Source organism: Breoghania corrubedonensis (assembly GCF_003053845.1).
GTDB lineage: Bacteria > Pseudomonadota > Alphaproteobacteria > Rhizobiales > Stappiaceae > Breoghania > Breoghania corrubedonensis.
In genome coordinates, this window is sequence record NZ_QAYG01000001.1 from 1,187,469 (window position 1) to 1,209,186 (window position 21,718).

Genomic DNA, 21,718 nt, shown 5'->3' on the forward strand with positions numbered 1-21,718 from the left:
ATCGTCTCGTCCAATACGAGGACGCCGGCGGGGATCGAACCACGCCGGCGTCGCTGAAGTGTCTGCGGCCCCGTACGCTAGAGCGTACGGGCGATCTGCTCGACGCGGAAACACTCGATGACGTCACCAGGACGCATGTCCTGATACTTCTCGAAGTTCATGCCGCATTCCTGGCCGGACTCGACGCTCTTGACGTCGTCCTTGTAGCGCTTGAGCGTGGCGAGCTTGCCTTCGTGCACCACCACGTCGTCGCGAATGAGGCGCACTTCCGCGCCGCGTTCCACGATGCCCTCGGTGACCAGGCAGCCGGCGATCTTGCCGACCTTGGAGATGTTGAACACCTGCAGCACCTCGGCATTGCCGAGGAAGGTCTCGCGACGCTCCGGCGACAGAAGTCCCGACATCGTCGCCTTCACGTCGTCCACGAGGTCGTAGATGACCGCGTAGTAGCGGATCTCGATGCCTTCGCGTTCCGCAGCTTCACGGGCCTGCTTGTTCGCACGCACGTTGAAGCCGATGATCGGAGCGTTGGACGCCGCCGCCAGCGTGACGTCGGCCTCGGTGATGCCGCCGACGCCGGAATGCAGCACGCGGGCCGCGACCTCGTCGGTGCCGAGCGCGTCGAGCGCGCCGACAATGGCTTCCGCGGAGCCCTGCACGTCGGACTTGATGACCAGGGAGACTTCCTTCTTACCCTGCTCCTGCAGACGGTTCATCATCTGCTCGAGCGAGCCGCGCGTTCCGGCCGCCGTGATCGACGCCTTCTCGCGCTTCTGACGCTGACGGTAGTCGACGATCTCGCGGGCGCGGCCCTCGTTCTCGACCACCGCAACCAGATCGCCGGCTTCCGGCGTCCCCTGGAAGCCAAGAACCTCGACAGGCTTGGACGGCGGGGCTTCCTTCACCTGGTTGCCGTTCTCGTCGAGCATGGCACGCACGCGGGCCCACTCGGAACCGGCGACGAGGATGTCGCCAACCCGCAGCGTACCCTTCTGCACCAGAACGGTCGCGACCGGGCCACGGCCCTTGTCGAGCTGGGCTTCGATGACCGTGCCTTCCGCGGTGCGGTTCGGGTTGGCCCTGAGTTCCAGCACTTCCGACTGCAGCAGGATCATCTCGAGCAGCTTGTCAAGATTGGTCTTCTCCTTCGCGGAGACCTCAACCTCGATCGTGTCGCCACCCATCGATTCCACCACGATCCCCTCGGAGAGGAGTTCGGTGCGCACCCGGTTGGGGTCGGCACCCGGCTTGTCGATCTTGTTGATCGCGACAATGATCGGAACATCGGCCGCACGCGCATGGGCGACCGCTTCCTTCGTCTGCGGCATGACGCCATCGTCGGCTGCCACCACGAGGATGACGATGTCCGTCGACTTGGCGCCACGGGCACGCATCGCGGAGAAGGCGGCGTGGCCCGGCGTATCGATGAAGGTGATCTTCTGGCCGTTCTGCACGACCTGATAGGCGCCGATATGCTGCGTGATGCCGCCGGCCTCGCCGGACACCACGTTGGCGTGGCGCAACGCATCGAGCAGCGACGTCTTGCCGTGGTCGACGTGACCCATGATGGTCACCACCGGCGCACGCGGCTGAAGATCGGTGTCGTTGTCGGTCGCGGAGAAGAGACCCTCCTCGACGTCGGATTCGGACACGCGCTTGGCCGTGTGGCCCATTTCCTCAACGAGGAGCTGTGCCGTGTCGGCGTCCAAAACGTCGTTGATCTTCAGCATCTGGCCCTGCTTCATCAGCAGCTTGATGACGTCGACCGAACGCTCGGACATGCGGTTGGCGAGTTCCTGGATGGTGATCGCATCCGGGATCGTCACTTCACGCATGACCTTCTCGCGCACGACCTGCTGGCCGGCACGCTTTTCCTTTTCGCGACGACGACGCAGCGCCGCGAGCGAACGGCCGCGCTGGTTGTCGTCGGAGAAGTTGGAGTTGATGGTCAGCTTCGACTTGCGACGGTCATCGACGCGCGGTGCCGGCTTGTTCGCGGGCACCGCCGGCTTGGCCGGGGCACGCTTGGCAGGACGCGCGGCGCCACGTTCGGACGACTCGTCCGCCTTGGCGGCGGGACGGGACGGCTGTGCGGGCGCAGACGAAGGCGCGGCGCGTGCCGGGGCCCTGGCCTGTGCCGGGGCGGGCTCGGGTTGAGGCGCGGAGGCGGGGTTGGCCGCCTCTTCCGCCTTGCGCTTGGCCTCTTCCTCGGCCTGACGCTTGGCTTCCGCCTCTTCTTCCTTGCGGCGAGCCTCTTCCTCGGCCTGGCGCTGGGCCTCTTCCTCGGCGCGGCGCTTGGCGTCGATCTCTGCCTGCTTGCGCTCCTCGACGGCACGCACCTGCGCGTCGCGCAGGGCTGCTGCGCGCGCGGCAGCCTCGTCGGCCGTCAGCGTGCGCAGCACGTTACCGCCGCTACGCTGCCTGCCCTGCTGGGAGGACGAGCCATGGCCATGACGCTGCTTGTTCTGCTGAGGCGGCCGCTTGGGCTGCTCTGGCTTTGGCTGCTGGGGAGCAGCGGGCTGCGCCGCCGCGGCCTCGGCCTTCGCCGCTGCCGCCTGCTCGCCTGGCGTCATCATACGCCGCTTCTTCTTCTCGACGACAACCTGCTTCGTCCGCCCATGGGAGAAACTCTGCCGCACAGTCCCAGCCTCCACGCCACGGGAAAGGGACAGCGTCTTCTTACGCTCCACGGGAATCGTCTTGTCGCCGGTGTCTTTGGTATCGCTCATTCTTGCCTTCAGTCCTGCGCCGCCGCTCCTGGCGCCCTACCTGTCGTCCGTCATGCGTCCGTTCGCGGCGGAATCTGCCCGGAACCTGTCCAGCGCGCAAGCGCACGCCATGAAACTTCTGCTCGCCCGGCCCGCGAGAATTGCAGCATGTATCACATTTGCCCGCCCCAATGCCAAATCCATTTGGCCGGAGGTAAACGAGCGCAAGACCGGGGGTCCGCCGGCCGGTCCAAAGCGCGCCACCCGGATGGCGGCGAGCTTGCGTATTCCATCCTCCGCCGCATCCGATGCGTGCACCAGCGCGGCAAGCTCTTCCTTCTTCAGCGCGCTCTCCACCTTGGAGAAGCCGGTCACCACGGCGCCCGCCTTGCGTGCAAGCCCCAATGCGCCCAGGGCCTGAGCCCGGAGCCGTTCCTCGACGCGGTCAGCCAGACCCGGTTCGACGCGTGCCTCGGCCTTGAAACCGCGGGAAAAGACCCGCTTCTTCTCAGCCGCTTCCACTGCGCCCCGCGTCGCCGTCACCCAGACGCCGCGGCCGGGAAGATCCCGCTTCAGGTCCGCCACCACCGTTGCATCCGGCGCCAGCACAAACCGTATCATCTCATCGACGGGGCGTTGCTCGCGGGTCACCGCGCATTGCCGCTCCGTCGGCTCGCTCTGCCGGGGCATGGCCGCGCGCGCCTAGCGCGCCTCCTCGTCCTCGTCGCTCTGCGTATCCGCCTCTTCGGCGGGCGCAGAGAACATGGCCTCGGCCGCTTCCAGGGCCTCGGTTGCTTCCGGCGCGAGTTCCTCGTCGGAAGCCGCTTCCAACGCCAGCGTCTCACCGTCTTCGGCGACGCCTTCGTCTTCACCCGCGTCCTCGACGGCCTCGTCGTCTTCCGCCTCGGGCTCCTCGACGATCAGATCCTCCGCCGAAATCCAGCCGGCGGCAACACGCGCCTGCATGATGATCTGCTCGGCCTCGGTCTTGGACAGATCGAAACCGGACAGCGCGCCCTTGAACCGGGTCACTTCGCCGTCCTTGCGTTCCGACCAGCCGATCAGGTCGTCGGTGGCGCAGCCGGCGAGATCCTCGATCGTCTTGATCCCGTCCTTGCCGAGCGCGACCATCATCGCGGTGGTCATGCCGTCGAGCTCGCGAAGCTCGTCGGCGACGCCGAGTTCGCGGCGCTCCTCGTCGAGCTTGGCTTCCAGTTCGTCCAGGTGCTCGCGGCCGCGGGCCTGAAGTTCCTCTGCGGTCTCGACGTCGAAGCCCTCGATGGAGGCAATCTCGTCGGGATCGACATAGGCCACTTCCTCAACGGAAGAAAAGCCCTCGGACGCCAGAAGCTGAGCGACCATCTCGTCGACGTTGAGCGCCTCGGTGAAGAGCTGGCTGCGCTCGGTAAATTCCTTGTGACGGCGCTCGCTCTCGTCGGCTTCCGTCATGATGTCGATGTCCCAGCCGGTCAGCTGGGAGGCAAGCCGCACATTCTGGCCGCGACGGCCGATGGCCAGCGACAGCTGGTCGTCCGGCACCACCACCTCGATGCGCTCGGCATCCTCGTCGAGCACCACCTTGGCGACTTCCGCCGGCTGCAGCGCGTTGACGATGAAGGTCGCCGCATCCGGGTTCCATGGAATGATGTCGATCTTCTCGCCCTGAAGCTCACCGACGACCGCCTGGACGCGCGAGCCGCGCATGCCGACGCAGGCGCCGACCGGATCGATCGACGAGTCGCGCGAGATCACCGCGATCTTGGCGCGCGAACCCGGGTCACGGGCAACCGAGCGGATCTCGATGATGCCGTCGTAGATCTCCGGCACTTCCTGGGCAAAGAGCTTCGCCATGAACTGCGGATGCGTGCGCGACAGGAAGATCTGCGGTCCGCGCTGTTCGCGCCTTACGTCATATATGTAGGCACGGATGCGATCGCCAGTGCGGAAGGCCTCGCGCGGGATCAGCTCGTCGCGGCGCACGATCGCTTCCGCGCGGCCCATGTCGACGATGACGTTGCCGTATTCCACCCGCTTGACCACGCCGTTGGCGATCTCGCCGATGCGATCCTTGAACTCGTCGTACTGGCGGTCGCGCTCGGCCTCGCGGACCTTCTGCACGATCACCTGCTTGGCGGACTGGGCGGCGATGCGGCCGAAATCAAGCGGCGGCAGCGGTTCGGAAATGAAATCGCCAAGCTGCGCTTCCGGGTTGCGGACATGCGCATCCTCGAAGGAAATCTCGGTGGAAACGTTCTCCACCTCTTCCACAACCTGCAACAGCCGCTGCAACCGGATCTCGCCGGTCTTGGGGTTGATCTCGGCCTTGACCTCGGTCTCCGATCCGTAGCGCGAGCGTGCGGCCTTCTGGATCGCGTCTTCCATCGCCTCGATGACGATCTGGCGATCGATCACCTTCTCGCGCGCAACGGCATCCGCAATCTGCAGCAATTCCAGGCGGTTCGCACTGACAGCCATCGTCATTCTCCTTGCATCGCGAAGGGCCCTTGCGCCCCGTCCGTCGCGATTGCTTGTCTTTTCTCTCCTAGAGAGCGTCCCGCCAAGGCGCATGCGCCTCACCGAAAAATGCACTCAAGATCAATTCCTCGAGCCTGTTGCGGCCGATCCGGCCACTTCGACCGCTTCAACCCGATCGTAACATGCTCTCGTGCGGGCGCCGCCGGCGCCCTTCCTCCCCGCCGCGCCCGAGCGGGCACCGCGCAGTATCTCTCGTCAGTTGTCGCCAGCACCCGGCGCGACGCCCTCGTTCTGGGCCGCCGCGATCAGTGCATCGGTGAGAACAAGCTTCGCCTCGCCGATATCGGTGAGCGGCAGCCAGAAGGTATCCGGCTTGTCGTCCGGGGCATCCGGGAGCCGGATCCCGGCCGCGTCGTCCTTCATGCCCAGCAGAATGCCGCGAAAGCGCTTGCGGCCATCGTGCGGCATGTCGAGCTCGATCTTCGCCTCGTGCCCCGACCAGCGGTCGAAATCCTCGGCGCGCACCAGCGGCCGGTCGATGCCGGGAGAGGAGACTTCCAGATTGTAGGCGTCGGAAATCGGATCCTCGACGTCGAGCACCGGAGAAAGGGCCCGGCTGATCGCCTCGCACCCTTCCACGTTCATGGTACCGTCGGGCCGTTCGGCCATGATCTGCAAGGTACCGCCGTTCAGGGCCAGATAGCGCACCCGCACCAGACGGAAACCCAGATCCTCGACGACCGGTTCGGCAATCGCGGCGATGCGGGCATCCAGTCCCTTTTCCTGAACGATGCGCGGAGCGTGTGCGGACATGGCACCTCTTGTAAGCAACCTGTCCACCGGCAAGGGCGCCCGCAATGCGCAAGCGGCGGCGCCGAAAGCGGGCCCGACTAACAAAAAAGAGCGGGACCCGCCGGGACCCACTCTCTAACTGCCGGTATCGGCCGATGGAGAATTTGAACTTGCCGGGAATATAGTCAAATACGCCGAAGACGCAAGCCCGCAGATGCCTTTCGGGCCGATTGCCGCCCGGCGACACGTCGCATCACACCTCCTGCAACGGCTCAAAAGCGCCGAAACGTCAGGTAATATCCCCGCCGCCCCTCGTGGATTGCCTTGGCCTCGTAGCGGGTACCCGGCCAGCCCTGCCATGGCTCGCGCCAATCCGCCGCGCACTCCGCGCTCCATTCGAAAGCGGGGTGGGCGCGCACGTGCCTGAGCGTCCAGTCGACATAGGTGTCGATGTCGCTTGCGAAGCGGAACTCGGCGCCCGGCTTCAGCGCCCGGGCCAGCCGGTCGAGATTGTCGGGCCCGACGAAACGGCGCTTCCAGTGGCGCTTTTTTGGCCAGGGATCGGGATAGAGCAGGTAGGCGCGGTCAATGGAAGCCGCCGGCAGCCAGTCGAGCAGGCCGATGGCGTCGTCGTCGTGAAGGCGGATGTTCTCCAGCCCCGCCGCCTCGATCGCGGCGAGCGCCTTTGCCATGCCGTTGACGAAGGGCTCCACGCCAATGAAGCCGGTGCGCGGCGCCTCGCCCGCCCGGTGGACCAGATGCTCGCCGCCGCCGAAGCCGATTTCCAGCGTGATATCGTCCACGGCCCCGCTAAAGAGCCGCCCAAGCGGCGCGGGCGCCGGCTCGTGCAGATCGACGGCGAGCCGCGGCAGCAGCTTGCCCATCCGTTTCGCCTGTGCGGGGCGCAGTGTCTTGCCCTTGCGGCGCCCGAAAAACGCGCCTTCGTAAATATCGTTCATACCGTCCGACCATAGAAAGAAAGCCGGCCAGAGGGGCCGGCTTTCCGCATCAGTTCCTGTCCGTGCGACCAATCAGGCCATCGCGCTCTTCAGCGCATCGACCAGGTCCGTCTTCTCCCAGGAGAAGCCGCCGTCGCTCTCCGGCGCGCGACCGAAATGGCCGTAGGCCGAGGTGCGGGCGTAGATCGGGCGGTTGAGCTGCAGATGCTGGCGGATGCCGCGCGGCGTCAGGTTCATCACCTCGCGCAGAACCTTTTCGAGCTTCGCCTCGTCGACGTTGCCCGTGCCATGCAGATCGACATAGACAGACAGCGGCTCGGAAACGCCGATGGCGTAGGAAAGCTGGATCGTGCAGCGCTCGGCGAGGCCGGCCGCGACCACGTTCTTGGCGAGATAGCGCGAGGCATAGGCCGCGGACCGGTCCACCTTGGTGGGATCCTTGCCCGAGAAAGCACCGCCGCCATGAGGTGCGGCACCGCCATAGGTGTCGACGATGATCTTGCGGCCCGTCAGCCCGGCGTCGCCGTCAGGCCCGCCGATGACGAACTTGCCGGTCGGGTTGACGTGCCATTCCGTATCGGAAGAGAGCCAGCCGTCGGGCAGAGTCCGGATGATGTAGGGCTCGACGATCGCGCGCACGTCGGCGGAGGAGAGGTCGGGGTCCGTGTGCTGCGTCGACAGCACGACCGAGGTGATGCCGACCGGCTTGCCGTCGGCATAGCGAACGGTGACCTGGCTCTTGGCATCGGGGCCCAGCAGCGGCTCGCGGCCGGATTTGCGGGCCTCGGCCAGCACCTGCAGGATCTTGTGCGCGAAATGGATCGGAGCCGGCATCAGCTCATCGGTCTCGCGGCAGGCGTAGCCGAACATGATGCCCTGATCGCCCGCGCCTTCGTCCTTGTTGCCGGCGCTGTCGACGCCCTGGGCGATGTCGGCGGACTGGGTGTGCAGATGCACCTTCACATCGGCCGTCTCCCAATGGAAGCCGTCCTGTTCGTAGCCGATATCCTTCACCGCGAGGCGGGCGAGATGCCCGATATATTCGTGGGTGATTTCTGCCGGACCACGGGTCTCGCCCGCGATCACGATCCGGTTGGTCGTCGCCAGTGTCTCACAGGCGACGCGCGCCTCCGGCATTGCTGCGAGAAATGCGTCCACGACGGTATCGGAGATACGGTCGCAGACCTTGTCCGGGTGCCCTTCGGACACCGATTCGCTGGTGAAAAGATAGTCTTTGCGGGCCACTGTCACGGTCCTTCTGGGAAATGGGTATAGGAGTGCCGGCGGACGGCCGCCCGCCAAAAGGCCATGAGGAAGTTGCAGGGATTGCGGGGAACGTCAAGTCCCGTGACGGACGATGGACCGGCGAAGTTTCACGTAAAGCACGCCGTTTCACGCGCACGAATGCTCCGCTCCCGACCCCGCATGGCGACCCGGACAAGGGCGCAAGCCGGCTCCCTTACGGCACAAGGCGGCGGGAATGTTCGCGGGCGACACCGCCTCGTATTCGCGAACGAATTCAAGGCGGACACCAGGGTCCGGACCTTCCGGACGACGTTTCCTTCGGGGAATTCGGTACGTTCGGGAAGCCGGCCGTGCCCCGGTTTCGGGCGTGGCCCGCCTCCCTTGGCAAACAACCGGCGCAGTCAGGTTTCCTCGCCGGCCACGGCACGCACCAGATCGACGATCCGCCGCCGCACCCGGCTGTCCTCGATGCGCACGAAGGCCCGGTTGAGCGCCAGCCCCTCGGAACTGGAGAGGAAATCGACGACATAGGACGTCGGCTGGGACTCGGCGAAACCGGGCTGGTCCTCCCCCACCCCCGGCGCATCCTCGAAAAAGAACGAAATCGGCACGTTCAGGATGGTGGCGATGTGCTGAAGCCGGCTGGCGCCGACGCGATTCGTGCCCTTTTCGTATTTCTGGATCTGCTGAAAGGTGATCCCCAGATGCTCGCCCAGCTTCTCCTGGGACATGCCGAGCATCATGCGCCTCAGCCGGATCCGACTGCCGACATGGACGTCTACGGGATTGGGTGCTTTCTTACTGGGCATTTTTCGCCTTCATTGTTCTCGTCAATGTCTGCGGCCTGCTCCGGCGGGCCGGAACATCCTCGACAATGTTAGCCACCGGCGCCCGGCCCGGCCCCAAACGGAACCGCGACAGACGGAATGGCGACAGACTGCCGCAACGGCATCAGCCGTCGCGAATGATCCCCTCTCACCTTTGCGGATCTCTCCTGTGTGTCCTCCTCCTTGCCTCGCGCCCTCGCATGACAGCCCCCTCGCGCGGTCGCGCCTCGCGCAGGTGTCATGAGCGCCCTCTCTCCCCGCCTCGTCACCTGCAGGCCTGACTGCCACTCCCGCGTCCGGGCGTGCCGTGTCGCTGCGCCGCGCGCGCCCTGCCCGCAAGCGGGCGGGGGGCAAGGCGCCCAACCGACGCCTTCCGCCTCAGATCGGCGCCACCGGGGCGGAGGGAACGCTTTTCAGGAAGAATCGACGCGCCCGTGCTGGCATTGCGAGCCTCCAATGTCTTGCCAGCCGCACTTTTTCCTGCAGCAGCGGCGGTCGAACACGTGCTTTCACTCCACCCGACGCTCGGGCAGGATGCAGGATCGTGCTTGAGCCACTCGCTCGATCACTTGTGACCCGCAAATAATGCCCGCAGCGGAGCCCCCTCGTCAATTGCTGCAATTTGCTGCGTTTTGTCCGGTCACATCAGGCAATTAGGAAAGACCGCGACGACGTGTCCGCGCAACCCCCGCAACCGCGAATATCGTAATAAATATCAAGGCCAGAGGCCAGTCGCCAACCTTCACGTAAAGAGTCGGCGCGTCCGCTCCCGGCAGCGCGGAATCGAAGGCGCCCTTGCGGCCCAGCGGCAATTGGGCACGGATCCGCCCGCGGGCATCAATGACGGCGGAAATGCCGGTATTGGCGTCGCGCACCAACGGCAACCCTTCCTCCACGGCGCGCAGCCGCGCCTGGCGAAGGTGCTGGTGGGGGCCCGGCGTATCGCCGAACCAGGCATCGTTGGTGAGGTTCAAAAGCCAGCCCGGCCGGTCATCGCGATCGGCCACGGCACCGGAGAAGATCGCTTCGTAGCAGATCAGCGGCGAGAATTCCGGCGCGCCGGGCGGGCTCAGCTCGCGGTGACGGAAGCCGGGCGTGAAACCGCCGGGCACGCGCACCAGGTTCTCGAGCCCCAGCCTTGTGAGCAGGGCGCGCAACGGCAGGTATTCCCCGAAGGGGACCAGATGCACCTTGTCATAGGCGTCGACGATGGTGCCGTCGTCGGTGATCACGTAGATGGAGTTGTAGAAATCGGTCTTGTGCCCCGATGCGCCCGCATCGGCCGCCGGTTCCGCTCGCGCGGCGCCGGTGATCAGCACGGTTCCTTCGGGAAGCAGCGCCGCGATGGAGGAAAGTGCGCCGGGCTCCTGGGTCAGGATGAAGGGAAAGGCGGATTCCGGCCAGATCACGTGGGTGATCTTGTCGAGACGGGTATCGTCCGGCCCCAGCGGCGCGGAGGAAAGATCGAGATAGCGCTCGAAGATCCAGCGGGCATTGCCGGGCACCCATTTTTCCGCCTGCGGGATGTCGGGCTGAACGATGCGCAGCCGGACATCGGCCACATCCGCCGGCCCCGGCTGGTTCAAACGCCAGGCGCCATATCCCAGACAGGCCGCGAACAGCACCCCGACGGCGGCGAGGAAGGCGAGGCGGCGGGCGGGGCGCCCCGTATCGGCAAGCACCGCCGGCGCGGCGAAGACCAGCACGGCGATGAAGCCAAGACCATAAACGCCGACGAGCGCGGCGGGCTGCATCATCACCGTATTGGCGGCGAAACCGTAGCCGATGGCATTCCAGGGAAACCCGGTCAGCACGTGGCCGCGCAGCCATTCCGCGCCCGAAATCGCCGCCGCCAACACCAGGATGCGCAAGGGCCCTTCCATCCACAAGAGACGGGAAAGCGCCGTCGCGCCAGCCCAGAACAGCGCCAGTCCCGCCGGCATCGCCAACACCGCGAACGGCATCATCCAGGCGAAATCGTCGGCCTCCACCAGGAAGGCGGAGCCGATCCACCACAACCCGGCCAGAAAATAGCCGAACCCGAACCACCAGCCGACGGCCGCCGCACCGCGCACCGCGTTTCCCATCCGCCCTCCATCGTCGGACACGGTCGCGTCGATCAGCCAGACAAGACCGGGAAAGCAGAGCCAGAGGACGAAGAAAAGATCGAAGGGCGCCTGGGACAGCGCCGCCAGCGCGCCAAGCAGAAAGGCCGCGCCCCAACGGCGCCAGCCCCAGCTCAAGATCAGCGTATCGGCCAGGCTCTGGATCATGAACGCGTCCCGAATCATCCCCTGTGCGCGGGAATGCATCATGTGCGCGGGCCGGCTTGCCCGGTCAAGAGCGGGGGAGGCCGGCGGCCTGTCGCCCCTCCGAACCGCTTTCGCCGACGCGCACCCGTCATCTCGCCCGTCATCTCGCCCGTCATCTCGAATGTCGCAGGCCGGGAAAGGACAATATTAGGAGTTGCGGTGGTAAAATCTGACGTAATCGCGGTTGCCCGCCAGATCAGGTGCCGGATCCCCCGTCAGTTTACGCGGATGCGCCTGACAGGGAATCTCCGCAGGTGCCCTGGAGCAACCAGTTCAAACAAAAGGGGAAAGTTCTGCTTTTCCCACCCTTACGTGATCACCCTGCCAGGAATGCCAGATGCGGGCTGCCTCCATCATCGTCGACGCGACATCTCAACACGATCTGTCCGGCAAGCTGGAAGCCGCGCTGCGCACCACCGACATTTCGGCCGACGTCGTCTTCGCGTTCTACGGACAGAACCAGGACGGCGACCGGATCAGCCTGCTCGTTACCGACCGTTTTCCAGATGCCACACTGATCGGCGGCAGCTCCTCGCACGGCGTCATGGACCAGTACGGACTGCACCAACCCGACTCCATCGGCCTGCTGATGATCGAGGACCCGGACGGCGACTACGGATCCGCCTCCCGCCCGCTGGGAGACGATCCGGCAGGAGCGGCGGAGGAGGCGTTGCGCGCGGCGCTGGAGGATGCCGATTGCGCGGGGGAGCTTCCGGATCTGGTGTGGACTTACCAGGCGCCCGGACACGAGGAACAGGTCATGGCCGGGCTCAAGCACCTGGTCGGCGATCGCTGTCCCGTCATCGGCGGCAGTTCCGCCGATGATGATGCGACCGGCGTGTGGACGCAGATCTCGAGACAAGGCGCGACCCGCGATGCGGTGGTCGTGTGCGTGCTGTTTCCCTCCCGCCCGCTCGGACACGGTTTCCAGGGCGGATACGAGCCCAACGGCCACACCGGCAAGATCACCCGGATCGACGGAGGCCGGGTGACCAAGGTCGAGGGGCCGCGGCACAGCCGCATCATTCTGGAAATCGACGGAAGGCCGGCCGCGGCGGTCTACAATGGCTGGATTGGCGGAGAGCTTGACGGCAAGCTTGCGACCGGCGGCACAATTCTCGCGGAGACCACCCTGGCACCGCTTTCAGTCTTCGCGGGCGTGGAGGACGGGATAGATCAGTTCCTGCTCGTCCATCCCGAAGCGGTACGCTCGGATGGCGCGTTGACCACCTTCGCCGACGTGGAGGAAGGCAGCGAGATCTACTGCATGCGCGGCGATGCCGATCACCTGATCCGCCGTGCAGGCCGCGTCTCGCGCCATGCGATCAAGCAGATCGAGGATGCCGAGCCCGCCGCCGCCCTGATCATTTTCTGCGGCGGTTGCCGGATGGCGGTGCGCGACCAGATCGGCGAGCTGTGCGGCACGCTGAAGGCGGAACTCGGCGACACCCCGACAATCGTCTGCTTCACCTTCGGCGAACAGGGGCCGGTCCTCGGAGTCAACAAACACGGCAACCTGATGATTTCCGCCGTCGTTTTCGGATCATAAGCGTATGGACAGACTGCAGACCACAGAAGCTCTTCGCGACATCCTGCAGGACCTGCAGAGCGAGAACGCATCACTGCGGCTGCAGGCCTACCAGGCGAAGCTGCTGTTCACCGCGCTGCAGTCGCTGCTGTCGCTGGACACCGGCAACGATCCCTTTGCCATCGCCTTCTCGTCGCTGCACGCGGTGTTCGAATTCCATGCCGCGGCGGTGCTGGAGGAAGAAGGCGAGACGCTGGAGTGCATCGCAGCCACCGAACCCGTGCTGGTGGGCACGCATTGGGAAAAGACCCGGCTGATGTGCAAGGTCATGGGCGGGCGTGCGGTCGCGCGGATCGAGGGCGGCGGACGGTCCCCCACCCCGTCGTGCCCCACGCGCGTCTCGTCGGACCAGCCGGCCATGTTCCTGCCGATCCGCCTGGAGGCAAAGCGCGGTGCGATCGTGCTCCTGCGCAAGGTCGGACAAGACGAGTTCACGCGCGATGACGCCACGCTGGGCGAACGTTTCTCTCTGCTCGTCTCCCAGGCCCTTGCCATCCGCCGGCGGCATCTGAGCGAAACGGAGAACCAGCGGCTGCAGGAAATCACCCGCAAACTGGAACACCGCGCGCAGCACGATGACCTGACCGGGATCGGCAACCGGGCGATGCTGGAAAAACACGGCACCGAGGCGCTGGCGGCACGGCGCGAGGACGAGATGATCGCGCTGGTCTTCATCGACGTCGACCGGTTCAAGCGGATAAACGACTATTTCGGCCACGAGACCGGCGACGCGCTGTTGAAGGAGATCGCGGAGCGGCTGTCGGTGGAGGCACGCCCCGCCGACTGCGTCGTGCGGATGAGCGGCGACGAATTCGTCATGCTGATCAGCGAACTGCCGGATATGGAGGCAGCGCGGGCGCGGGTGGAGCGGGTGCGCCGGACGCTGTGCAGCGCCTATGAGGTGGAGGGCAACCGGATCGACGTGACCTCCTCGATCGGCATCAGCGTGTGTCCGGAACACGGCACCGATTTCCAGGAATTGCGGCGCAACGCCGATTTCGCGATGTACCGTTCAAAGGCCGAGCGGCACGGCGCGGCGGTGTTCTTCTCCACCGAGATGGGCCGCGACCTCTACAGCTCGATGCAGCTCGAACGGCTGCTGCGCGAGGCGGTCGCGGACAAGGCCTTCGAGGCGGCGCTTCAGCCCAAGGTGCGCATCGCCGATCGCAAGGTGGTCGGTTTTGAAGCGCTGGCGCGCTGGCGCGAGGCGGACGGAACGATACGCTCGCCGGCCGAGTTCATTCGCGCGGCGACGGAGCTGGGGATTCTCAACGCGGTGACGTTCGCGGTCACCGACGACGCGCTGACGGCGTTCGACACGCTTGATGCGCGCTTTGGCGACGAAACGTCCATTTCGCTCAACATCGCCGGCGTGCAGGCGAACGATCCCGCCTTCATGTCGGAACTGGTCGCCCGGATCGCCGCCAGCGGGCGCGCCAACCGGATGATTCTGGAACTGACGGAGGACGCGATGGTGCAGGCGCCGCAATTCCGTGCCCTCGTCCAGCCGATGCTGGGCGCGGCCGGCATTCGCGTCGCCATCGACGATTTCGGCACCGGCTATTCGTCGCTGTCGGTGCTGGCCGAACTGGACGCGAACGAGTTGAAGATCGACCGTTCCTTCGTCACCCGCATCCAGCACAATCCGGTCAACCAGCGCATCCTGCGTGCCATCGAGAAGCTGGCGCACGCCATCGGGCTGCAGACGGTGGCGGAAGGCGTGGAGACCCAGGAGGAACTCGCCTACCTTCAGGCGGAAAGCTCCGTCGACATCGTTCAGGGCTACTACTTCTCCCCGCCGATGATGGTGGAAGACCTGATGATCTGGACGCGACCCGACACCTCGCGACGGATCTACCGGATCGGCTGAGGGACGCGCACTCTTACGGGCGACGTGTGAACGACGGAAAGGTGGGAAAGGGTATGCCCCCCGCCCGCTACTCCGCCGCCTGTTCCTCGCCGTCGATCTTGCGGGCGCGGCGGCGGGCGTCGGCGGTCGGCAGGCCTTCAGCCCCCTCGCGGATGATCTTCACCCGCTTCACCCGGCGCGGATCGGCGTCCATCACCTCGAATTCCAGGCCCGGGATCATGTCGGCCGAGATCAGCTCGCCACGCACCGGCACCCGGCCGACGATGGTGAACAGAAGGCCGCCGAGCGTGTCGATTTCCTCCGACAGCTCGCCCACGTCGAAGCCCGCGCCGAGTTCCGCCTCGAGGTCCTCGATGGTGACGCGCGCATCCGCGACCCAGGCGCCCTCGCCCTGGCGCACCAGCATCGGCTCCTCGTCCTCGTCGTGCTCGTCCTCGATGTCGCCGACGACCGTCTCCACCAGATCCTCCAGCGAGACCAGACCGTCCGTGCCGCCATATTCGTCGATGACCAGCGCCATCTGCACGCGTGACGCCTGCATCTGCGCCATCAGATCGGCCGCGCGCATGGAGGGCGGCACGAACAGCACCGTGCGGATGATGTCGAGACCGGCGAGCGGGCGGGCAAGATCCAGATGGACGGGTTCATGGTCGTCGTCGTCGCCCGCCTTCGCCGCCGCGTTCGCGTCGCCGGGGCTCTCCTCCACGCCGTGCGGCGTGCCGTTCAGCGCGCCGGTAAAAAAGGAGAGAAGGTCCTTGATGTGGACCATGCCGCGCGGATCATCCAGCGTCTCGTGATAGACGGGCATGCGCGAATGGCCGGAAGCGCGGAATTCCTCCATCAGGTCGCCCAGCGAGATATTCTCGTCGACCGCATCGATATCGGCGCGCGGGACCATCACGTCCTCCACACGCACCTCGCGCAGGCGCAGGATGTTGCCCAGCAGCACGCGCTCCTCGGGCGAGAAGTTGGCATCGCCGCCGTAATCGGCGGCCAGCACATGTTCGAGGTTTTCGCGCAGGGAGCCGTTTCGGCGCAGCACGAGCTGGCTGATCAGCCGGGACAGCCAGGGGCGGGAATCGCGCTCGATCTCCGTCTCGTAACGGGAGGCCGGCGCGGTGGAACTTTGGCCCGGTTCTTCGGGCGAAGAAGGCTCGGGAGTTGAACTCTCAGGCAATGTCATTGTCTCGCACGGCCCCATCGGGAGGCCGGTTTTCGTCCTATGCTGATGGATCAAGCCGGTAAGGGTCGGCAATGCCGAGGCTCGCCAGGATCCGTGTTTCGAGGCCTTCCATTATTTCGGCCTCCTGGTCAACTTGGTGATCATACCCGAAAAGGTGAAGGATTCCGTGTACAATTAAATGAAGAAGATGGTCTTCGAAGCCGCCCGCGGCCTCTTCCGCCTCGCGCGCCACCGTCTCGCGCGCCAGCACGATATCCCCCAGAAGCGGCCCGAAGACGGGACCGTCCTCGTCGCCGCCGGGAAAGGAGAGCACGTTCGTCGGCTTGTCCTTGCCTCGATAGTCGCGGTTGAGCACCTGCACGGCCGCGTCGTCGGAAAAGACGAGACTGAGTTCGGAACCCGGCAGATAGCGCAAGTCCGCCTCGCGCCGCGCGGCGGCAAAGGCGCGCGCGGCCAGCGGATGAAGCCTCTCCTCATCCGGCCAGCCGTCCGCGTTGATCGTCAGATCGATCTCTATATCGCCCGCAAGATCGTCCCCGGAGGGATCGTCACGAGAGAGATCGTGTCTGGGCAGATCGCCGGTCGTGCCCGTCGCCTGTGTCACGTTGGTCATCCCCTGCGCGGTGGCGTCGTCGGTCCGTCGCCGGTCCTGCCCGCGGTCGAAGCCGCGGCTTCCCCGGCGGCGGCACCCGCCTTGTCGTAGGCGGCGACAATACGCGCGACCAGCTCGTGGCGCACGACGTCCTTTTCGGTAAAGCGCACCCGGGTGATGCCCTCCACGCCTTCCAGCACCTCCAGCGCCTCGCGCAGGCCCGAGACCATGCCGCGCGGCAGGTCGACCTGGGAGGGATCGCCGGTGACGATCATCTTGGCGTTGTCGCCCAGCCGGGTGAGGAACATCTTCATCTGCATGGCGGTGGTGTTCTGCGCCTCGTCGAGGATCACCACGGCGTTCTGCAGCGTGCGTCCGCGCATGAAGGCCAGCGGCGCCACCTCGATGACGCCCGACAGCATGCCGCGTTCCACCTTCTCGCCCGGCATCATCTCGTAGAGCGCGTCGTAGAGCGGGCGGAGATAGGGATCGACCTTTTCCTTCATGTCGCCGGGCAGGAAGCCGAGCCGTTCGCCCGCCTCCACGGCCGGGCGCGACAGGATGATACGGTCGATCTCGCCGCGCTCCAGCAACGCCGCCGCATAGGACACGGCCAGAAAGGTCTTGCCCGTGCCGGCCGGTCCGATGCCGAAGACGAGATCGGCGCGATCCATGGCGCGGATATAGGCGTCCTGCGCCGGGGTGCGCGCGACGATGGTCTTGCGCTTGGTGGAAATCTGGGCGAAGGCGAGGCGCGAACGCGGCTCGAGCGTGGGCAGCGAGAGCTGGCCGGCCTCCGTCGACGCCATGCGGATGGCGCCTTCCACGTCGCCGGGATGCAGCTCGTGGCCCTGCTGCAGGCGCTGGTAGAGCGCCTCCAGCGCCAGACGCGCCTGCTCGCAACCTTCGTGCCCACCCTTGATGATCACCTGGTTGCCGCGTCCGACCGCTTCGATGCCGAGCCGGCGCTCCAGGAGCGCCAGGTTCTGGTCGAACTGGCCGAACAGATCGCCGATCAGCCGGTTGTCGTCGAAGGCGACGACAACATGGGTCATGTCGGATGCCGGAACCGTCTCACGAACGTCCGTGCCATCCTGCACTGGGGTATCCCCCTTCAAGCCACGCCTCCTGCATTCGCTTCGACAGTGTCGGCCTTTTCCATCGGCGCACGCGCGCCCGAGTGTTCGCCGACCAGGCGGCCGACCAGGCTGTTGGAGCCGACATCCTCGATCACCACGCGCCGGATCTCGCCCAGAAGCTCCGCCGGCGCCTCGACATGCACGGCCTGAAGCCAGGGCGAGCGGCCGCCGAGCTGTCCTTCGAAGCGGCCGGGCTTTTCGAACAGGACGTCCATCTCGGTGCCGCGCTTGGAGGCGTTGAAGGCGCGCTGCTGTTGCGAAAGCAGGGCCTGCAAACGGGCAAGCCGCTCCGACTTCACCTCCTCGGGCACCTGACCGTCGAGGTTCGCGCCGGGCGTGCCGGGGCGCGGGCTGTATTTGAAGGAGAAGGCCGAGGCGTAACCGATCTCCCTGACGAGATCGAGCGTCGCCTGGAAATCGGCTTCCGTTTCGCTGGGAAACCCGACGATGAAGTCGCCCGACAGTGCGATGTCCGGCCGCGCCGCTCGGATGCGCTCGACGAGATGAAGGTATTCCTCACCGGTGTGCTTGCGGTTCATCAGGCCGAGAATACGGTCGGAGCCGGCCTGCACCGGCAGGTGCAGATACGGCATAAGCGCATCGAGATCGCGATGGGCGGCGATCAGCTCGTCGTCCATGTCGCGCGGATGGCTGGTGGTGTAGCGCAGCCGGTCGAGGCCCGGGATTTCGGCAAGCGCGAACAGAAGGCGGCCAAGCCCCCAATCCGTGCCGTCGGGCCCCTGGCCGTGATAGGCGTTGACGTTCTGGCCCAGCAGCGTCACCTCGCGCACGCCCGCTTCCGCCAGCCTGCGCGCCTCGTCGAGCACCTGGGCGACGGAACGCGAAAGCTCCGCGCCGCGCGTGTAGGGCACCACGCAGAAGGTGCAGAACTTGTCGCATCCCTCCTGAACGGTCAGGAACGACGTTACCCCGCGCTTCATCGTCACCGCCTTTTCAGCGGCGGGCAGGGCGGCGAACTTGTCCTCGGCCGGAAAGTCGGTCTCCACAACGCGCGCGCCGTTGCCGGCCCGGCGAAGCAGTTCCGGCAGACGGTGATAGCTCTGCGGGCCGAAGACCAGATCGACGGCGGGCGCGCGCTGGATGATCTCCTCGCCCTCCGCCTGCGCCACGCAGCCGGCGATGGCGATCGTCATCGGCTTTTGCGTGCCGGCGCGGGCATCCTTCACCTTCCGCAGGCGGCCGATCTCGGAATAGACCTTTTCCGCCGCCTTTTCCCGGATGTGGCAGGTGTTCAGGATGACGAGGTCCGCCTCCTCGAGATTTTCGGTGGTGCTGTAGCCGACAGGCGCCAGCGCGTCCGTCATACGATCGGAATCGTAGACGTTCATCTGGCAGCCGTAGGTTCGCACGAAGACTGTCTTGGCGTCGCTCATTGTACGTTGAAACCGGGCCTCATCGGGCGTTTGCCTTATCGGCGATTGTCAGGGGGCAGGCGGATCAGGGCCTGCCGGGAACCGCTATCGGCGAAATTTCGGGCCGTTTTGTGAAGGGCGCCGATCACCCGCGGCATTTCACCTGCGGCGTTCATTCGTCTCAAGCACTAGCGGGTTTTGTCGCGATTGAGAATAGGCGCTTATTGCGACGCGGCAACGTTTTGCTCTTCATCGGCGTTTTCCGCACCAGATGTGGCTTCGCGCCCCGCTTCAAGACCCGATCCGGCGAGGGGGCCGGCGAGGGGCCCGGCGAGGGGCCCGGCGCGAGATTCGGCGCGGGGTTCAGGTTCGGCTTCCGCGATACGCTCGCGGTTTCCAAGCAGCGTGTCCGTCACCGCCGTGCGCACCGTTTCCTCAAGCGCGCGCGCAAGCGTCTTGCGGTCCGTGCCGGGCGCGACCGCGACCGGTTCGCCCCACACCAGCTCCACATCGACCGCCCCTTCCTTGAGAAGCCGCCAGAGATGCGGCGCCAGGTCCATGTCGCCGTACCAGGCGATCAGCGGGCGCGTGCGCCGGTTGAGCGGCAGGCCCTGCAGATGCGTGTAGATGATGGCGAGCGGCTGCACCCAGACCGTGCCCGCGCCGCTATCGGTCTTGACCGCGCCGCCGGACAGGGCCGCCTGGGCCGCGCCGATCAGCGCCGTTCGAAACGGCAGTACCGAAGCCGCATCCGACGAGGTGCCTTCCGCAAACAGCACCATCGCATCGCCGTTGGTGAGCCTTTCGGCGATTTCCGACATGGTTCGGCCGGTGGCGGAGCGGCGCTGGCGATCGACGAAGACGGAGCGCTGAAGGCGCGCGAAGGTGCCGAAAAGCGGCCAGCTCGCCACTTCCGATTTGGCGACGAAGGAGAGCGGCACGCGCGAACCGAGCACAAGAATATCGAGCCAGGAAGAATGGTTCGAGGTCAGCAGCAGGGGGCGTTGCGCGCCGATGCGTCCGCGCTCACTCACCCGCACGCCCAGCAACCCGCACGCGGCACGATGAAAAATGACCGGGATCGTGCGCCGTATCGGCCACGCGTAGCGCACCGCGAGCCACTGGAGCGGCAGCAAAACGAGGGTCACCACCGTCAGACAGGCGGTCGCCAGACAGGCTCGCAGAGCGGGCATGACGTCATCATCTCCTGCATGGCCCTTGCAAGGAGCGGGTGAGAGAGGGCCGCAGCCTTGCCATAGCGGCACCGGACAGGCGCGTCAAACCCGCAAGGGCCGCGATCCGGTCAATCGCTCCTGCGCGTCTTTCCACCGGGCGCGGATGGCGGCACAGCCTGCTTTTTCGGCCGCGCCGGCGGCGTCATCGTGTAGCGCATGACAAGGGCGGTCGAGGGGCCGCCATCGCCGTCGTGATAGTAGCCCTTGCGCTCACCGACGACCTTGAAGCCCAGCCTGTCGTAAAGCCCCCGGGCGGACGCGTTGCCGGCATCGACTTCCAGAAAGACATTGAGCACACGGTCGCCATAGAGCCGGCGCATGGCGGCCTCCATCAACCGCTTGCCGTGGCCGCGACCGCGCCAGCGCGGGTGAACGGCGATGGTCAGGATCTCCGCCTCGTCGGCGACGGCACGCACCAGCACGAAGCCGATCGGCCGGCGCGAGGCGGTGGGCGCACCACGCCGGGTGACCAGCGCGAAGACGCCGTCTCCGGCCATCAGCGCGGCGATCTCCTCCTCGCTCCATTCGCGCGAGAACGACAGGCTGTGCAGCTCGGCAAGCTCTGCGAAATCCTCCCGCCCGGCTTCGTCGATGCGCGGCGGCAGGGAAGAGAACCAGCCCCCGATCATGCGTACGCGATCCGGAAACGGGTCTGCGGCTTGGCGTCGGGCGGCTTCAGGTAGAGCGGCACGGGCGGCGTTTCGGGGGACGGCGCGGCCAGCCCCAGCCGGGCGACGGCGGCGATGTCGGGTGCGGCCGCACGGTCGACGATCTCGAGATCGGGGCGAAATTGCGCGAGCGCTTCGGCGCCCGCGCCGGCGAGACGTGCATCTGCGGGAAGGGCGGCGGCGAAGGTTTCGGCCGCGATCGCCGCCGGCTCGCCCGCGGGCAGGCCGCCCGCGGCAAAGAGCTGGGCATAGACCTCGCCGCCGCGCGCAGGCAGCGCAACGGCAAGCGGACGATCCTGCGCACCGGCGTCCATTCCGGCCTCACGCACACCTTGCGCGATCGCGGCGAGGGTCGTCACGCCGACGAGTTCCACCGGCCAGACGACAGCAAAGCCGCGCGCCACCGAAAGCGCGACGCGCAGGCCCGTGAAGCTGCCCGGGCCGACGGTGACCGCGATGCGGGAGAGATCGGAAAAGGCGACGCCCGCTTGCGCCATAACCTCCTGCACCATGCCCGCGAGCCGTTCCGCATGGCCACGGCCAAGCTCCTCGCTGAGCATGACAAGCGAACCGTCGTCACGCAGGACGGCGGCGGAACAGCGCGAAAGCGCGGTATCGAGAGCAAGCAGGGTCATGACGCATGGCTAGCGCCGGGGAGCCGTTCTGTCGAGTGCGGAATTGGCACAAGACGGGGCTGATGAGGCGATGCCGGGACGATAGCGGACGCCGCGATGCGCGCAAGACGCCCACCG

16 protein-coding genes and 1 pseudogene are annotated in these 21,718 nt (G+C 66.3%); 2 read left to right on the forward strand and 15 right to left on the reverse strand.

Features of this window, described 5'->3' with window-relative positions:
• Positions 1-77: 77 nt before the first annotated feature.
• From infB to lnt, 8 genes and pseudogenes are all read right to left on the reverse strand, one after another.
• Entirely contained in the window at positions 78-2,729 is a 2,652-nt protein-coding gene (gene infB / locus C8N35_RS05190) for a translation initiation factor IF-2 (protein WP_107988495.1), read from the reverse strand.
• A gap of 36 nt (positions 2,730-2,765) precedes the next feature.
• Positions 2,766-3,398, reverse strand: a complete 633-nt coding sequence (locus C8N35_RS05195; protein ID WP_107988496.1) for an RNA-binding protein — start codon at positions 3,396-3,398, stop codon at positions 2,766-2,768.
• A gap of 156 nt (positions 3,399-3,554) precedes the next feature.
• Positions 3,555-5,183: pseudogene (gene nusA, locus C8N35_RS05200) on the reverse strand (transcription termination factor NusA); the annotation flags it as partial.
• Positions 5,184-5,438: 255 nt separating this feature from the next.
• Positions 5,439-5,996, reverse strand: coding sequence for a ribosome maturation factor RimP (gene rimP / locus C8N35_RS05205; RefSeq protein WP_107988498.1), 558 nt, complete (start codon positions 5,994-5,996; stop codon positions 5,439-5,441).
• A 251-nt stretch (positions 5,997-6,247) separates the two neighbouring features.
• Positions 6,248-6,934, reverse strand: a complete 687-nt coding sequence (gene trmB, locus C8N35_RS05210; RefSeq protein ID WP_107988499.1) for a tRNA (guanine(46)-N(7))-methyltransferase TrmB — start codon at positions 6,932-6,934, stop codon at positions 6,248-6,250.
• 72 nt (positions 6,935-7,006) lie between these two features.
• The gene (gene metK / locus C8N35_RS05215) at positions 7,007-8,179 is read right to left on the reverse strand and encodes a methionine adenosyltransferase (protein ID WP_107988500.1); all 1,173 of its coding nucleotides are present in this window, start codon (positions 8,177-8,179) and stop codon (positions 7,007-7,009) included.
• A 401-nt stretch (positions 8,180-8,580) separates the two neighbouring features.
• Entirely contained in the window at positions 8,581-8,988 is a 408-nt protein-coding gene (locus tag C8N35_RS05220; RefSeq protein ID WP_107988501.1) for a helix-turn-helix domain-containing protein, read from the reverse strand.
• A gap of 671 nt (positions 8,989-9,659) precedes the next feature.
• The gene (gene lnt / locus C8N35_RS05225) at positions 9,660-11,279 is read right to left on the reverse strand and encodes an apolipoprotein N-acyltransferase (protein ID WP_107989097.1); all 1,620 of its coding nucleotides are present in this window, start codon (positions 11,277-11,279) and stop codon (positions 9,660-9,662) included.
• A 376-nt stretch (positions 11,280-11,655) separates the two neighbouring features.
• Here lnt and C8N35_RS05230 point away from each other — a divergent pair, with 376 nt between their 5' ends.
• Positions 11,656-12,867, forward strand: coding sequence for an FIST signal transduction protein (locus tag C8N35_RS05230; RefSeq protein ID WP_107988502.1), 1,212 nt, complete (start codon positions 11,656-11,658; stop codon positions 12,865-12,867).
• A gap of 4 nt (positions 12,868-12,871) precedes the next feature.
• Complete coding sequence (locus C8N35_RS05235) at positions 12,872-14,776, forward strand: putative bifunctional diguanylate cyclase/phosphodiesterase (RefSeq protein ID WP_107988503.1); 1,905 nt, start codon at positions 12,872-12,874, stop codon at positions 14,774-14,776.
• Positions 14,777-14,843: 67 nt separating this feature from the next.
• On the opposite strand, the gene C8N35_RS05240 is transcribed toward C8N35_RS05235, so the two are convergent.
• The 7 genes from C8N35_RS05240 to tsaB all read right to left on the reverse strand — a co-directional run bounded on the left by C8N35_RS05240 (position 14,844) and on the right by tsaB (position 21,601).
• Positions 14,844-15,953 (reverse strand): hemolysin family protein, encoded by a 1,110-nt coding sequence (locus C8N35_RS05240; protein WP_245926660.1) that lies wholly within the window; start codon positions 15,951-15,953, stop codon positions 14,844-14,846.
• A gap of 43 nt (positions 15,954-15,996) precedes the next feature.
• Complete coding sequence (gene ybeY, locus C8N35_RS05245) at positions 15,997-16,476, reverse strand: rRNA maturation RNase YbeY (protein ID WP_245926716.1); 480 nt, start codon at positions 16,474-16,476, stop codon at positions 15,997-15,999.
• Positions 16,477-16,568: 92 nt separating this feature from the next.
• On the reverse strand, positions 16,569-17,606 hold the full coding sequence (locus C8N35_RS05250) for a PhoH family protein (protein WP_107989098.1): 1,038 nt from the start codon (positions 17,604-17,606) through the stop codon (positions 16,569-16,571).
• Between the two features lie 59 nt (positions 17,607-17,665).
• Positions 17,666-19,084, reverse strand: a complete 1,419-nt coding sequence (gene miaB, locus C8N35_RS05255; RefSeq protein ID WP_107988506.1) for a tRNA (N6-isopentenyl adenosine(37)-C2)-methylthiotransferase MiaB — start codon at positions 19,082-19,084, stop codon at positions 17,666-17,668.
• Between the two features lie 200 nt (positions 19,085-19,284).
• On the reverse strand, positions 19,285-20,256 hold the full coding sequence (gene olsA / locus C8N35_RS05260; protein ID WP_107988507.1) for a lyso-ornithine lipid O-acyltransferase: 972 nt from the start codon (positions 20,254-20,256) through the stop codon (positions 19,285-19,287).
• 110 nt (positions 20,257-20,366) lie between these two features.
• Positions 20,367-20,927, reverse strand: a complete 561-nt coding sequence (locus tag C8N35_RS05265; RefSeq protein WP_107988508.1) for a GNAT family N-acetyltransferase — start codon at positions 20,925-20,927, stop codon at positions 20,367-20,369.
• Complete coding sequence (tsaB, locus tag C8N35_RS05270) at positions 20,924-21,601, reverse strand: tRNA (adenosine(37)-N6)-threonylcarbamoyltransferase complex dimerization subunit type 1 TsaB (protein WP_107988509.1); 678 nt, start codon at positions 21,599-21,601, stop codon at positions 20,924-20,926. Before tsaB ends, C8N35_RS05265 begins: the two co-directional genes overlap by 4 nt.
• Positions 21,602-21,718: the final 117 nt, after the last annotated feature.

Bases quoted from the DNA above. Each gene is read 5' to 3' on its own strand.
- infB (WP_107988495.1), bottom strand. From the start codon at position 2,729: ATGAGCGATACCAAAGACACCGGCGACAAGACGATTCCCGTGGAGCGT.
- C8N35_RS05195 (WP_107988496.1), bottom strand. From the start codon at position 3,398: ATGCCCCGGCAGAGCGAGCCGACGGAGCGGCAATGCGCGGTGACCCGC.
- rimP (WP_107988498.1), bottom strand. From the start codon at position 5,996: ATGTCCGCACACGCTCCGCGCATCGTTCAGGAAAAGGGACTGGATGCC.
- trmB (WP_107988499.1), bottom strand. From the start codon at position 6,934: ATGAACGATATTTACGAAGGCGCGTTTTTCGGGCGCCGCAAGGGCAAG.
- C8N35_RS05220 (WP_107988501.1), bottom strand. From the start codon at position 8,988: ATGCCCAGTAAGAAAGCACCCAATCCCGTAGACGTCCATGTCGGCAGT.
- lnt (WP_107989097.1), bottom strand. From the start codon at position 11,279: ATGATCCAGAGCCTGGCCGATACGCTGATCTTGAGCTGGGGCTGGCGC.
- C8N35_RS05230 (WP_107988502.1), top strand. From the start codon at position 11,656: ATGCGGGCTGCCTCCATCATCGTCGACGCGACATCTCAACACGATCTG.
- C8N35_RS05235 (WP_107988503.1), top strand. From the start codon at position 12,872: ATGGACAGACTGCAGACCACAGAAGCTCTTCGCGACATCCTGCAGGAC.
- C8N35_RS05250 (WP_107989098.1), bottom strand. From the start codon at position 17,606: ATGACCCATGTTGTCGTCGCCTTCGACGACAACCGGCTGATCGGCGAT.
- miaB (WP_107988506.1), bottom strand. From the start codon at position 19,084: ATGAGCGACGCCAAGACAGTCTTCGTGCGAACCTACGGCTGCCAGATG.
- olsA (WP_107988507.1), bottom strand. From the start codon at position 20,256: ATGCCCGCTCTGCGAGCCTGTCTGGCGACCGCCTGTCTGACGGTGGTG.
- C8N35_RS05265 (WP_107988508.1), bottom strand. From the start codon at position 20,927: ATGATCGGGGGCTGGTTCTCTTCCCTGCCGCCGCGCATCGACGAAGCC.
- tsaB (WP_107988509.1), bottom strand. From the start codon at position 21,601: ATGACCCTGCTTGCTCTCGATACCGCGCTTTCGCGCTGTTCCGCCGCC.